At 46.0% G+C, this 13,569-nt stretch carries 13 protein-coding genes; 2 read left to right on the forward strand and 11 right to left on the reverse strand.

Annotated elements, in window-relative coordinates:
* The 6 genes from B7X71_RS06315 to B7X71_RS06340 form a co-directional block, all read right to left on the reverse strand.
* Positions 1 to 537: pirin family protein (locus B7X71_RS06315; protein WP_293600375.1), on the reverse strand; the 537-nt coding region annotated here is incomplete at its 3' end.
* A gap of 53 nt (positions 538 to 590) precedes the next feature.
* Positions 591 to 2,423, reverse strand: coding sequence for a glutamine--fructose-6-phosphate transaminase (isomerizing) (gene glmS, locus B7X71_RS06320; RefSeq protein ID WP_293600376.1), 1,833 nt, complete (start codon positions 2,421 to 2,423; stop codon positions 591 to 593).
* Complete coding sequence (gene glmU, locus B7X71_RS06325; RefSeq protein WP_293597359.1) at positions 2,423 to 3,913, reverse strand: bifunctional UDP-N-acetylglucosamine diphosphorylase/glucosamine-1-phosphate N-acetyltransferase GlmU; 1,491 nt, start codon at positions 3,911 to 3,913, stop codon at positions 2,423 to 2,425. The genes glmS and glmU overlap by 1 nt, the downstream gene beginning before the upstream one ends.
* On the reverse strand, positions 3,910 to 4,818 hold the full coding sequence (gene ttcA, locus B7X71_RS06330; RefSeq protein ID WP_215386946.1) for a tRNA 2-thiocytidine(32) synthetase TtcA: 909 nt from the start codon (positions 4,816 to 4,818) through the stop codon (positions 3,910 to 3,912). Before ttcA ends, glmU begins: the two co-directional genes overlap by 4 nt.
* A gap of 26 nt (positions 4,819 to 4,844) precedes the next feature.
* Positions 4,845 to 5,240, reverse strand: coding sequence for a dihydroneopterin aldolase (locus B7X71_RS06335; protein WP_215302202.1), 396 nt, complete (start codon positions 5,238 to 5,240; stop codon positions 4,845 to 4,847).
* A gap of 43 nt (positions 5,241 to 5,283) precedes the next feature.
* On the reverse strand, positions 5,284 to 6,105 hold the full coding sequence (locus B7X71_RS06340) for an SDR family oxidoreductase (RefSeq protein ID WP_293597360.1): 822 nt from the start codon (positions 6,103 to 6,105) through the stop codon (positions 5,284 to 5,286).
* Positions 6,106 to 6,130: 25 nt separating this feature from the next.
* Here B7X71_RS06340 and B7X71_RS06345 point away from each other — a divergent pair, with 25 nt between their 5' ends.
* The gene (locus B7X71_RS06345) at positions 6,131 to 7,318 is read left to right on the forward strand and encodes an SAM-dependent methyltransferase (protein ID WP_293600377.1); all 1,188 of its coding nucleotides are present in this window, start codon (positions 6,131 to 6,133) and stop codon (positions 7,316 to 7,318) included.
* A gap of 4 nt (positions 7,319 to 7,322) precedes the next feature.
* On the opposite strand, the gene B7X71_RS06350 is transcribed toward B7X71_RS06345, so the two are convergent.
* Genes B7X71_RS06350 through B7X71_RS06360 form a run of 3 tightly spaced genes read right to left on the reverse strand, consistent with a single transcriptional unit; the run spans position 7,323 to position 11,354 of the window.
* Complete coding sequence (locus B7X71_RS06350; RefSeq protein WP_293600378.1) at positions 7,323 to 8,459, reverse strand: polynucleotide adenylyltransferase; 1,137 nt, start codon at positions 8,457 to 8,459, stop codon at positions 7,323 to 7,325.
* A gap of 4 nt (positions 8,460 to 8,463) precedes the next feature.
* On the reverse strand, positions 8,464 to 9,372 hold the full coding sequence (locus B7X71_RS06355) for a complex I NDUFA9 subunit family protein (protein ID WP_293600379.1): 909 nt from the start codon (positions 9,370 to 9,372) through the stop codon (positions 8,464 to 8,466).
* Between the two features lie 23 nt (positions 9,373 to 9,395).
* The gene (locus B7X71_RS06360; protein ID WP_293597364.1) at positions 9,396 to 11,354 is read right to left on the reverse strand and encodes a lytic transglycosylase domain-containing protein; all 1,959 of its coding nucleotides are present in this window, start codon (positions 11,352 to 11,354) and stop codon (positions 9,396 to 9,398) included.
* Between the two features lie 55 nt (positions 11,355 to 11,409).
* Here B7X71_RS06360 and B7X71_RS06365 point away from each other — a divergent pair, with 55 nt between their 5' ends.
* Positions 11,410 to 12,033, forward strand: coding sequence for a 5-formyltetrahydrofolate cyclo-ligase (locus B7X71_RS06365; protein WP_293597365.1), 624 nt, complete (start codon positions 11,410 to 11,412; stop codon positions 12,031 to 12,033).
* On the opposite strand, the gene metF is transcribed toward B7X71_RS06365, so the two are convergent.
* A complete protein-coding gene (metF, locus tag B7X71_RS06370; protein WP_293597366.1) occupies positions 12,023 to 12,853 on the reverse strand; it encodes a methylenetetrahydrofolate reductase [NAD(P)H] in 831 nt (276 codons plus the stop codon). The genes B7X71_RS06365 and metF overlap by 11 nt on opposite strands.
* A gap of 55 nt (positions 12,854 to 12,908) precedes the next feature.
* Positions 12,909 to 13,569, reverse strand: a 661-nt coding sequence (locus tag B7X71_RS06375) for an adenosylhomocysteinase (protein WP_293600380.1), incomplete at its 5' end; no start/stop codon positions are given.

The following is a 13,569-nucleotide window of genomic DNA, read 5'->3' on the forward strand; positions in this document are numbered from 1 at the left end:
TGGGGTGAAGGTGTGAGCGGGGCCTTGGTGACCATCAAACTTCCCAGCTATGATGCGCGCTTGCCCTGCACCATTCTGTAAATCAAGCACAGGAATCTGTTTATCCACAATGGCTTGATAAGCTGGCTTAGTCATTTTGAGTTTTGCTGGCAAATTCACCCAGAGCTGCACCATTTCCAAAGTGCCGCCGCTTCTAGCAAAACTTTCTGAGTGAAACTCTTCATGCAAGATGCCAGACCCAGCAGTCATCCACTGCACATCACCAGGGCCAATTACACCGCCTTGGCCCGTTGAATCTTTATGTGCCACCTCACCTTCATAAACAATGGTGACCGTTTCAAAGCCGCGATGTGGGTGTGAGCCCACACCCTTGCGCTCAGTTGTGGAGGGGAACTCAGCTGGGCCCGCATAGTCCAGCATCAAGAATGGGCTCATTTGCTTGCCCAGGTCTTGATAGAAAAACAAGGTGCGCACAGGAAAACCATCGCCTACCCAGTGACCCCGATCATTGCCTTGTATGCCAATCAGTTTTTTCATCATTCTCTCAGGAGCATCCATTACTGCGTACAAATATTTGTACTGAATTGAGACTACTCGACCGTAACGCTCTTTGCGAGATTGCGGGGCTTATCAACATCAGTGCCGAGAGAACAAGCCGTGTGATACGCCAAGAGTTGAAGCGGGACTACATGCAAGATTGGAGATAAATTGCCGTAATGCTCGGGCAAACGAATCACGTTGATACCCTCGCTACTGGTGATATCAGTATCTTGGTCAGCAAAGACATAAAGCTTTCCACCACGGGCTTTGACTTCTTGCATATTGGATTTGAGCTTTTCCAATAAGTCATCCTTTGGAGCCACTGTAACCACTGGCATCTTTTCAGTTACCAAGGCCAGCGGGCCATGCTTTAACTCACCAGCTGGATAGGCCTCAGCATGAATATAAGAAATCTCTTTTAACTTGAGCGCACCTTCAAGGGCAATCGGATAATGCATGCCGCGCCCGAGAAATAATGCGTTTTCACATTTAGCAAACGCAGAACTCCAAGCCATGATCTGCGGCTCAAGCGCTAATACTGCATGCAAAGCTTTTGGTAAATGACGCATGTCGCGCAAGAGCTCTTTTTCTTGCTCAGGGCTGACCTTACCTGCACGCTTGGCCAATGAAACAGCCAGCAGATAGAGTGCAACTAGCTGCGTTGTAAAGGCTTTAGTGGAAGCCACGCCAATCTCGGTACCAGCCTTGGTCAAGAAATTCCAATTTGTTTCGCGAACCATGGCGCTACTAGCTACATTGCAAATCGCCAGCGTGTATTGATGGCCAAGGGACTGCGCATGACGCAAGGCTGCCAAAGTATCTGCAGTCTCACCAGACTGAGAGACCACCACAATTAATGTATTCGGATTAGGAACGGTTGTGCGATAACGATATTCACTAGCAATCTCAACTTGCGTCGGAATGCCAGCCAAATCCTCTAACCAATATTTAGCAACACAAGCAGAGTAGTAACTAGTGCCGCAAGCCAAGATCAAAATTTGATCAAACTTTTTCCATTGCTCGGGATCTGCACTAAAGAGCTCTGGACCAAAACTAGCGATGTTGGCTAACGTGTCACCAATTGCTCTTGGTTGCTCAAAAATCTCTTTTTGCATGTAATGCTGATAAGGTCCCAGATCCACAGAGTCAGCCTGGGCTGGCATTTGCTTTTGCTCACGCTGTGTAGTCTTACCTAATTGATCAATGATCTCAACACTCTCTGCCCCAAGAACAGCAACATCACCCTCTTCTAAATACATCATTGAATGTGCGCGACCTGCTAAAGCCAAGGCATCAGAAGCAAGGAAGTTTTCATTCTCGCCGAGTGCAACCACCAATGGAGAGCCCACACGTGCACCCACCAAAATATCTGGACGATCTTGCGCGATCACACCAATTGCATAAGCACCATGTAGCCGCGGTAACACAGAGCGCACCGAAGCAACCAGATCTGCCTGCTTACTTGCCACATAAGCTTGATGAATTAAATGCGCAATCACTTCAGTATCTGTTTCCGAAGTAAATACATAGCCCACAGACTTCAATTCAGTACGTAGTGATTCGTAGTTTTCAATAATACCGTTATGAACAACAGCAATTAATCCACCAGAAATATGGGGATGTGCATTTTGTGTGTCAGGTTTACCGTGGGTTGCCCAGCGAGTATGTGCAATACCTAGGGTGCCATGAAAATCCTTGCCCTGCTCTGCTAGCTCAGAAACACGAGCAGTAGTGCGAGCACGCTCAATGGGGTGTTTAGCATCATTGCTATTAATTACTGCAAAACCACAAGAATCGTAACCGCGGTATTCAAGACGACGCAAACCTTCAATTAAAACTTCGACAATATTTTTACGCGATACTGCGCCAACAATTCCGCACATTATTTTTTAGCTTTCACGGATTTTTTGGTGGCTACTTTTTTTACAGCAGCCTTCTTGATTGCCGACTTTTTCTCTTGCGGCTTTTTATCTTGCTTTACTGGGCGTTGCCACTGCAATGAAATTTGCTTGGCTCGTGACACGGTAAGTTGATTTGGCGGCGCATCTTTAGTCAGGGTTGTGCCCGCACCGAGTGTGGCACCACGGCCAACGCGCACTGGGGCCACCAACTGTGTATCCGAACCAATGAAAACATCATCTTCAATGATGGTTTGATGTTTATTGACGCCATCGTAGTTACAGGTAATCGTACCGGCACCGATATTGACTCTAGAGCCTACGATCGAATCACCCACGTAGGCCAAGTGATTGGCTTTGCTATTGGCGGCAATCTTGCTGTTCTTCACTTCGACGAAGTTGCCAATATGTACATCATTGGACAGATCTGCACCGGGACGCAAACGAGCATAAGGCCCAATCAGCGAGCTTGCGCCAACTTGAGCTCCATCGATATGGCTATATGGATGGATTGTGACATCCTTGCCAATCACGCTATTGCGAATAATGCAGTACGGGCCTACTTTTGTGCCAGCAGCTAAAGTCACGCAACCTTCAAATAAACAGCCAACATCAATGAAGACGTCCGTGCCACACTCGAGTGTTCCTCGAATATCGATACGCGCTGGATCAGCCAAAGAAACACCAGCATCCATTAAAACGTTTGCTTGATTAAGCTGATGTACTCGCTCTAAAGCAGCTAACTGATCACGACTATTAACGCCAACAGTTTCATACTCAGCATCAGCTTGCGCAGTACGAATGGGAACTCCATCCTTAACTGCCATCGCAATGACGTCAGTTAAATAGTACTCACCCTGGGCATTACTGGCTCGCAATGCCTTCAACCACTTCTTCAGTGAATTGGTTGGCAGAACCATAATGCCGGTATTAATTTCTTGAATGCGCTTTTGCTCTGGTGATGCATCTTTTTCTTCAACAATCGCTTTTACCGAACCATCGATATCTCGCACGATACGGCCATAGCCCGTTGGTTTATTGAGGTTTTGAGTTAGCAACGCTAATGCAGAATCTTGACCACGCACGCCATCAGCCAATTTGACTAATTTAGAGAGCGTCTTTTTACTTGTAAGTGGCACATCGCCATACAGAACCAAAGTAGGTGCATCTACATCCAGTTTGGGCAATGCTTGTAATAGAGCGTGGCCTGTTCCTTTTTGCTCAGCCTGCAATGCAGTAGCAACTTTGCCAAAGCGAGAATCTTGCACGCTAGCTGTTTGAAGAAACTCTTTAACATCGGCTGCACCATGCCCAACAACAACGATGGGGCCAGTTTTAGTGTTTTTACCCTGTAAATCCAAGGCTGTATTGAGAACGTGCTGGAGAAGGGGTTTCCCGGCCAAGGTTTGAAGAACCTTGGGTAATGCGGACTTCATCCGCTTTCCCTGCCCAGCAGCCAAAATAACGATGTTCATAAAGAGGGATTATAAGACCCCTGAATCAACGTTCCGCAGGCTATTTCATCGATTTCTGTCTCATCAATCGCTTTATCGCCAGCAGATCTTGCAGCAATACCCGACAACTCAGTAGAAATCTCAAGATTCTTAAAATCAAAGGCCTCACCATCCATTAAATGGGACGGAACAATGTGATGCATTGAGCGAAAGAGATTCTCGACGCGCCCTGGGTGCTTTTTCTCCCACTCGCGCAACATCTCTTTCATAGCACCGCGCTGGAGATTGGGCTGACTGCCACACAGATTGCACGGAATAATCGGGAAGTTCATATCCACCGCATAACGTTCAAGTAGCTTTTCAGGAACGTAGGCGAGAGGACGAATGACAATATGTTTACCATCATCAGATCGCAGCTTTGGTGGCATGCCTTTGAGTTTGCCAGCAAAGAACATATTAAGCATTAATGTTTCTAGGATGTCATCACGGTGATGACCTAAGGCAATCTTGGTAGCACCGAGCTCATCTGCTACGCGATACAAAATCCCACGACGCAAACGAGAGCAAAGACCACAAGTCGTTTTGCCTTCTGGAACTACACGCTTGACGATGCTATAGGTATCTTGATTTTCAATGTGGTACTGAACGCCCAAAGCCTTTAAATAATTTGGCAAGATCTCCGCTGGAAATCCTGGCTGCTTTTGATCTAAATTGACAGCAACGATCTCAAAATCAATTGGGGCACGCTCCCGTAGCTTCAATAGAATGTCGAGCATGGCATAACTATCTTTGCCGCCCGACAAGCACACCATGACTTTGTCGCCATCCTCAATCATGCCAAAGTCACCAATAGCTTGGCCAACTAAACGACAGAGCTTTTTCTCAAGCTTGTTTTCTTCGAAGACGACTTTACGGATATCACTCATAGCGACTAAATTTTTCTGGATCTTCTTTAAGCTTGCTTCATCCGAAATACTTCAACACCAACAGAGTGACAGTCTGGATATACATCAGGCTTAGCTGTACTAACACGAGCAGCAATCACCTTCGGATGCAAGAGCATAGCAGCCACGATGTCATCGCAGAAGGTTTCTTGCAAATGGATATGTCCTTGGGAAGACCGTGCCTTAATGGTCTCACGCATAAAGTCATAATCAACCACTTCTTCCAATAGATCCTTGGATGGCGTATTCATATTCAGCGGGATATAAAGATCTACATTCAGAATAACGCGCTGCTCAGCCTTTTTCTCAAAGTCATGAACGCCAATATTGATATAGATTTCATAGTCACGTAGAAATAAGCGGCGGCAATCCGCAAGTGCTGGATGAGAAAGAATGGCATGCATATTTTTATGAACTCTTTTTGAATTTTTCTTCTGTATTAAATTCTTAATTGGTTTTAAACATCACATCGCGTGATGATGGTAATAGATGCTGCCCACCATCGACATATAAAGTAGTTCCTGTGATCGCATTTGAGTTAGCTAAAAATACAGCGGCTTTTGCAATGTCACTAGGTGTGGATGACTTACCTAATGGCGTCATCTGATGTGCCTTGGTAAAACCAGACTCAGTTTGATCGCCTGAGGTCAATGTAATCCCAGGGGCTAAACCAATCACCCTTAAGTGAGGAGCAAAATCTACCGCCAGCACCTCAACGGAAGTAAGGAGTGCTGCCTTAGATAATGTGTAAGACAAGTAATCTGGATTGAGATTAATTAATTTTTGATCGAGCAACTGAATCACCGATGGGATTGATAAATTGCTCTCGCTTGCATTCTTCGTCTGACGCTTGTGATATTCAAACATCAGCTGAGATAGCAAAATAGGTGCGGCTAAATTGACTTGCATGTGGTCTTGCAAACTTTTACCACTCAGCGGAGTATCCGAATTGGCGCGATCATATTCAAAGATTGAGGCGCTATTCACGAGGCACTCAAGGCTTTGAAACTCAGCAACAACTGCGGCAAATAGAGAATGGATTTCTGCTTCGCTGGCGAGATCAGCTTTAAATGCGACAGCTTTACGCCCAAGCTTCTGAATTTCAGCCACAGTTGCTGTAGCATCAGATTCCGAACGGCCATAATGAATTGCGATATCCCAGCCCTGACGAGCAAATTCCAAGGCAATTTCCCGACCAAGGCGCTTAGCTGCACCGGTCACTAAAACCGCTTTATTTTGCTGAGGTGATGGGTTTGAACTCAAGTTCACTTAAATTCTCTTAGACTAAGGAGCTATGGATATTACCTTGACCAGCCTTGAAACGGCTCATACAGAGCATCTGAGCCAAAAAATAATGGCTGAAATCGCTTCCAAAGGCGGCTGGATGCCCTTTTCAAGGTATATGGAAATGGCTTTATATGAGCCAGGCATGGGTTATTACAGCGCTGGAGCCCACAAATTGGGCGCTGGCGGTGATTTCACGACAGCCCCAGAGCTGTCCCCCTTATTTGGCGCGGCTATTGTAGAAACCCTTTTGCCCATTCTAGAAGGGCTGAAGGCTCAGGGGCTCCCTACCCAAATTCTGGAGTTTGGCGCTGGCACTGGTAAGTTAGCTGAATCTATTCTCAGCCGACTGCACGATCTCGGTTTCTCACTTGATCGCTACGACATTATTGAGATCTCACCCGACCTAGCCCAAAGGCAAGAAGAGCGCCTCAAGCAAGTTGTAGAGAAACTGGCCCTATCTACTCAATCCAATTGGTTAAGTTCTTTACCTAACAACTTCAAGGGCATCATTCTGGCCAATGAAGTCATTGATGCTATTCCGTGTGATGCCATCATTTTTCAAAATGGCTTTTGGTATCAACAAGGGGTCGCTGTAATTGATGGCAAGCTTACTTGGTCAGTAGGGCAACCCGTTGAGCAGTCACTACTTCCAGATGCATTGCTGAATGGAAACTTTTCTGAGGGATACCTTACAGAGCTACATCCGCCAGCTAATGCTTGGATGCGCCAAGTAGCCAATCATCTTGATACCGGCCTCTTCCTCACTTTTGATTATGGATTTCCAGAGAGCGAGTACTACCATGCACAACGCCTCGAGGGCACACTCATGGCGCATCATCGACATCATGCCATTCAAGATCCATTTCATCTTCCAGGGCTTTGTGATTTAACAACGCATGTGGAATGGTCTCAGATCGCACGTAGTGCGCTAGAAGAAAAAGTTGATGATGTCTATCTCAGTAATCAGGCATCTTATTTACTAGATGCCGGCATTGGCGATATTGCATTGGAGATTGGCGATCCTAGCAAGCCAGAAACTTTCTTACCGATTTCGAATTCTTTGCAGAAACTATTATCTGAAGCGGAGATGGGGGAGCTCTTTAAAGTCTTTGCTTTCTCAAAGAAGCTATCTGAGATATTGCCAGATCATGTCTTAGAGGACTTGCCAGGCCTTCGAGGTAGAAACCGGCTGTAAGCTTTTAGTTGTTTATGGCTGCAGTAATTGCCAAGAGTCTCGCAGTATCAACCGCACTACGAATTCTTTCACCATTGGTCCTCTGGTCTGCAGGAACACCTTCAATAATTTCCGCCGTGTTGAGCGATTGAGCATTTTGCATTGCTGAAATTAAAGTGCCGACATTTAAACCAATGCGTTTAGCTAAATCGAGCAATGCGTATCCACGATCAGGCTTACGCCAAACATCTGCGCGATTGAACCAAGTTAATATAACGGCGGATTGATATACGCCGCCGAGGTCACCAACTGTTTTCTCAATCAGTAGATTGAGCTCACTAAATATTTCACTGAAGTCACGCAACTCATTTGGCATCTTGACGCACTCAGACCATGAACGAATTTCACAAGCAGGTAGATGCATGAGGGTGACAGCACAGCGGTCTTCTAGTTGATTTGTGGCATGCAGATATGCAATGAGCTGCTCACGATAATCTTCTTTAGCCAAATGAGATGTCAGCGTTGATGGTAGTAATACCTTAGCTGCGCCAGCATCTAGCAAAACTTGGAACATGCGCATTGGCTTGTTGGCAGTCAACCCTCTAGCCAACTCTTGCCAAATTCTTTCAGCCGAGAGTGCTGATAATTCATTGGAATGAACAATCGCCTGCAAGGCGGCCATGGTTTCTGGCGCTACTATGAATTCAGGGAAACGCGCTGCAAAACGAGCGATACGCAAAAGACGTAAAGGGTCTTCGGAAAACGCATCGGACACATGGCGAAGCACCTTAGCTGCTAAATCTTGCTGGCCGTTGTAGGGATCCAAAATAGGGCCCACCCATTTACCATCCGCGTCGACCTCTTGTGCCATTGCATTAATAGTCAAATCTCGACGCTCTAGGTCCTGCTCTAGCGTGACCGTCGGGTCAGCATAAAACATAAAGCCTTTATAACCCTTCCCCGTTTTCCGCTCTGTACGCGCTAATGCATATTCAGCCTGCGTCTCTGGATGCAAGAACACTGGAAAATCTTTACCCACCGGACGAAAGCCCTGAGCAATCATCTCTTCTACGCTAGAGCCAACTACAACATAATCAATGTCGTGTATAGGCAAGCCCATCAGGGTATCCCGAATAGCGCCACCGACCGCATAAATCTTCATCGACTTATTTCATGCCTTCTAATGTACGACGGCTGATGCTAAAGATCTTAGTCAATGCGTCTACTCCATTGAGCGGGAGGATATTAGGCAACTGCATGGATGCAATATTGTCACGCGACATTAAGGTTGGGACAGGCAGAAACTCAAAAGCTAAAGCTTGAAGATGCCCAACAAAATCAGGAACAGGAATAATGGCACATTTTGTGTTGACCTTACGCGCAGCAAATTCCACAATCTCTTTCATGGTGTAAACAGTAGGCCCCACCAAATCATAAGATTGATGAATAGTAGATGGCATTTTTAGTGACTTGGTAAATGCACTAGCCACATCATCCACGCTCACCGGCTGAAACTGTGCCCCAGAGTTTGCTAAGGGCATGGCTGGAAATAACTTTGTCAACTTAGCAAACAAATTAATGAACTGATCTTGGGCACCAAAAATGACTGAAGGTCTAAAAATAGTCCAGTCAAGATTGCTAGCCTTTACAGCGGCCTCGCCATCACCTTTACTACGCTGATACATTGATGGGCCATTTGAGTCTGCACCCAATGCGCTCATATGTAGATAACGTTTTAGGCCGTGCAACTGCATAGCAGTGATAATATTTTTGGGAAGCTCTACATGCGCAGCTTCAAATACTTTTCCATAAGGCTGTGCAGGCTTGTCATGCAGTACGCCCACTAAATTAATGACTGCACCACCAGGCTTGATTCGTGAGCAAAACTCTTGCAAAACATCAAACTCATGCACATCAGCATCTTCTAGATGCACTTTTGGCAGCATGCGCAATTCACGTGCAGATGCTAAGTGTCTAGTCGGCAATAAAACAGAATAGCCCTCAGATTGCAACTGAGCAGCCAAAACTCTACCGACAAAACCGTTACCGCCAATTAGCAGAATGTCATATTTCATAAAACTCCTATGCAGTTGAAATACTAAGGTAGCTCTGATGCGTTTGCTGCTTTAGGAGCAATTACCCCTAAACGCTGTTTTAAAGACTGTGTCTGACCGTGCATCACTGATGAATAATACGTTGCGTTCGCCAAAACGTTTTTTACATAGGTGCGCGTCTCATTAAATGGAATCGTTTCTGCAAAGATCGCGCCCTCAGTCGGGCTAGTGAGTTTTTCCCGCCAAGTTTTAGATCGTGATGGTCCAGCGTTATAGGCGGCAGATGCGAGAACCCAAGATCCATCTAAATCTACCAAGACCATATTCAAATAATTACTGCCCAAAGTTAAATTAGTATTAGTGTCTGCCAACTTGTCATTGGTATACGAAGTCATACCAATTTTCTTGGCAACATACTTCGCTGTATTTGGCATCACCTGCATTAATCCTGAGGCACCAACTGATGATGAGGCATTCATGATGAAGCGTGACTCTTGGCGAATCAAGCCATATGCCCACGCCAAGTTCAAATCAATTTGTTTGGCAATTGGTGATAGCTCATCGCGATAAGGGGTTGGGTAGCGTAAGCTAAAGTCATGCTCTTGCTTGGTACGATCAGCCGTATTCACAACGCGGTCGTACAAACCAATCCGCTTAGCGTATTCAGCGGCTGCAAGTAACTGCTTATCACTCATATTACGCAACTCCCAATTCCAGTCGCGATTACCTTCAAAGCGCAAATTCATGGCATAGAAGCGCTCACCCCTAATGAAGCCTTTGCGCTGAGACATGGCTTCGATTTCTGCATCACTCACTTTGGTTCTTGCAGGCGCATGATTTGATTTACCCAAGTCTTCGCGAGCAAGCTGTCCATAAAAGTTGTACTGGTCAGCAATGAGTTCAAGGTTCTCCCGTGCTTTTTCATTTTGGCCATCAACTTTTAATGCACGTGCATACCAATAAGTCCAAGCGGGATCTCTACTACGAACGACAGGATTCATGCCTTCAATTGCGTTCTTTACCAGTACCCAGTCTTTGGCGCGTAGACCTGCCCGCACTTTCCACTCTTGCCCTTCAGTTGAAAGAAGATCGTTATAGCCCAGTTCTTGTTGAAAATGATATGCATCATCCGCATTGGGATCTAATTTCTTTGCAAGGAACTGACCAATTACGCCCCAAGCTACGGCCTGGTTTTCTTTGCTATAGCGCGATGCATTTTGAGAAAAATCTCTAAATGCTTTTGCAGGGTCTGCTTTGGCTACCTTCACAATATCAGCAATCGGATCTTCACCACCCAGGCGACGTGACATGGTGTCAAAACCCATTTCACTAGCAGCACGGCCAATTGCCTTAGCCTCACTCGGCGTCATTCCCCCAGTAACAACTAGGGCGGGTACCAATTCTTGGCAAGCCTGACCAAAATTACGTGGATCTAATAGTATTGCGCGGGCATCGATTGCAACTTTAGTTGGGTTCTCCCCCTGCGCCAATTTTGACTGCAGTGCATAGCACTTCACTTGCGTGTCGTCATCCAAAACAAACTTAGGATATTCAGCATCAAAACTTGACCAATCTTTTCGCTTACCCAAAACGAGTAGCCAATCATTACGCATCCGATCAGCCAGAGCAGTACCTTGATATTGATTTAGAAAAGCCACTACCTGTGAGTCCGCATTACTATCGGCTCGCGCCACACCAGCACTATCAAATAGCTGAGGTTTGATACGGAAATAGCTTACATAGTCTTCATATGGGTAATTGGAGAGGCTAGCAGCTAAGGTTTGCGCACGGACCGCATCATTTCTTTTGGCCGCTTCACGCAACTCAATAAAGGTGCGATCACCCTCAGTAACTTCAAAGGCTGAAATTCTGCTCACTTTAGCGGGAACGGTTTTCTTCACCTTCTCAGCAAAAATACTGGGCGAACTGCTCAATAGAGCCAGAAATAGAATTCCGCCCAAAGCTCTTTGCCCAGAACTAAAAACATCAAACCTCTTTTTCACCGTCTAGCCTTATCGATTTACTATATCTCTCAATTTTCGCCTGATAATGGTCGATATGCACGGCAATTCTCCAAAATCGCTACGGCAGGACTTACTTGCCCAAAGGAAACAGTTTGCGGCTAGCGCAAGCTATCCCATGGCACGAGAAGCTATTTTGACCGGCTTAGCTGGTTTTCTGGCCGACCATGACACTCAAGTTCAATCTATTGCCTTGTATTGCCCCATACAAGATGAACTGGATCTTCGGCCGACTCTATTAGCTTGGGCCGAGGGCAATAAAGCTAGAACGCTAGCACTCCCTTTTGCGCGCCCCGATAAACATTTAGATTTTTATGCCTGGCAAGCGGGTGACTTACTAATTCCAAGTCGCCACGGCGTGCCGGAGCCAGATCCGAATAACCCTCGTAGACTTCTAGTCACTCCAGACTGCATCTTGATTCCCTGTGTAGGCTGGTCAGAATCCTGTGTGGGTAATAAAACGCGTTATTGGCGACTTGGGTATGGGGGTGGATACTTTGACCGCACCTTAGCCCAACTACGTAAAGCTAAACCAAGCCTACTGTGCGTAGGCATTGGCTTTGATTGGCAAAAATTAGATGATGCTCAATGGCAGGCTCAAACACATGATGAGCCTTTGGATGCCATGCTGACTGAGTCAGGCTTATTAATTACTTATTGAGACTGAGATTGTCTGCAATCGCCAAAACAGCATCTGCTTGATTCAAGGAATAGAAATGCAATCCTGGTGCGCCAGCAGTTAAAAGTTGATCGCAAAGATCAGTCACTACTTCCTCACCAAACGCACGAATCGAAGCGGTGTCATCGCCATAAGACTGCAAACGCAAACGAATCCAGCGCGGAATTTCTGCGCCACAAGCATCTGAAAAACGCAGTAACTGGGTGCTATTGGTAATCGGCATAATTCCAGCAATGACTGGCTCAGTGACGCCCAAGTCATAAGCCTCATCCACAAAGCGGAAATACGCATCACTGTTGTAGAAATACTGAGTTACTGCTGAATTGGCCCCAGCCTTCATCTTCTGCACAAAGAAGTCCACATCAGTTGCGGGCGACTTAGCTTGAGGGTGTGTTTCTGGATAAGCTGCGACATCAATGTGAAACCAATCACCCGTTTCTGCACGAATAAATTCCACTAACTCGTTAGCGTGATGAAACTCACCATACTGACCCATGCCAGATGGCAAGTCACCACGTAAAGCTATGATACGTTTAACACCTAAAGCTTGGTATTGCTTTAACATGTCGCGCACGCTCTCACGTGAACTACCAACACAAGATAAGTGTGGAGCAACTGCTGCACCAGCAGCATGAATATCGCTCACTACTTTTAGTGTGCCAGATTGAGTAGAGCCACCGGCACCAAAAGTCACAGAATAAAAAGCGGGCTTGAGCGTTTCACTAAAACGCTCGCGCACCAGATGCAACTTGCTCTCACCTTCAGGTGTTTTTGGAGGAAAGAATTCAACGCTTAATTCCATGATCTTGGGCCTGTATCTCTATTTCTCTATTGAACAATATCTAGCAAGGGGCAGATTAATAACGGTAGTGGTCAGCCTTATAAGGGCCTTCCTTCGTTACGCCAATGTAAGAGGCTTGCTGATCTGACAGTACAGTTAGCTGTGCATTCAATGTCTTGAGCTGCAAACGAGCAACCTTCTCATCCAAATGCTTAGGCAAGGTATAAACACCGACTGGGTATTTATCTGTACCAACTGCATTCCACAACTCGATCTGTGCAATCACTTGGTTCGCAAATGAAGAGCTCATGACATAAGATGGGTGGCCTGTACCGCAACCAAGGTTAACCAAACGACCTTTAGCCAAGATGATGATGCGCTTCTCAGGGTTTCCATTGGCTGCTGGGAAAATTACGTGATCAACTTGTGGCTTAATTTCTTCCCACTTGTATTTCTCGATACCAGCCACATCAATCTCGTTATCGAAGTGTCCAATGTTACAAACGATAGCTTGGTTCTTCATCTTCACCATGTGGTCATGTGTAATCACATGATAGTTACCAGTTGCTGAAACAAAGATGTCAGCCTTATCTGCAGCGTAGTCCATTGTCACCACGCGATAGCCTTCCATCGCTGCTTGTAATGCACAGATTGGATCCACTTCAGTAACCCAAACTTGAGCAGACAAAGCACGTAGAGCTTGAGCTGAGCCCTTACCTACGTCGCCGTAACCACAA

It is taken from the genome of Polynucleobacter sp. 39-46-10 (genome assembly GCF_002282275.1).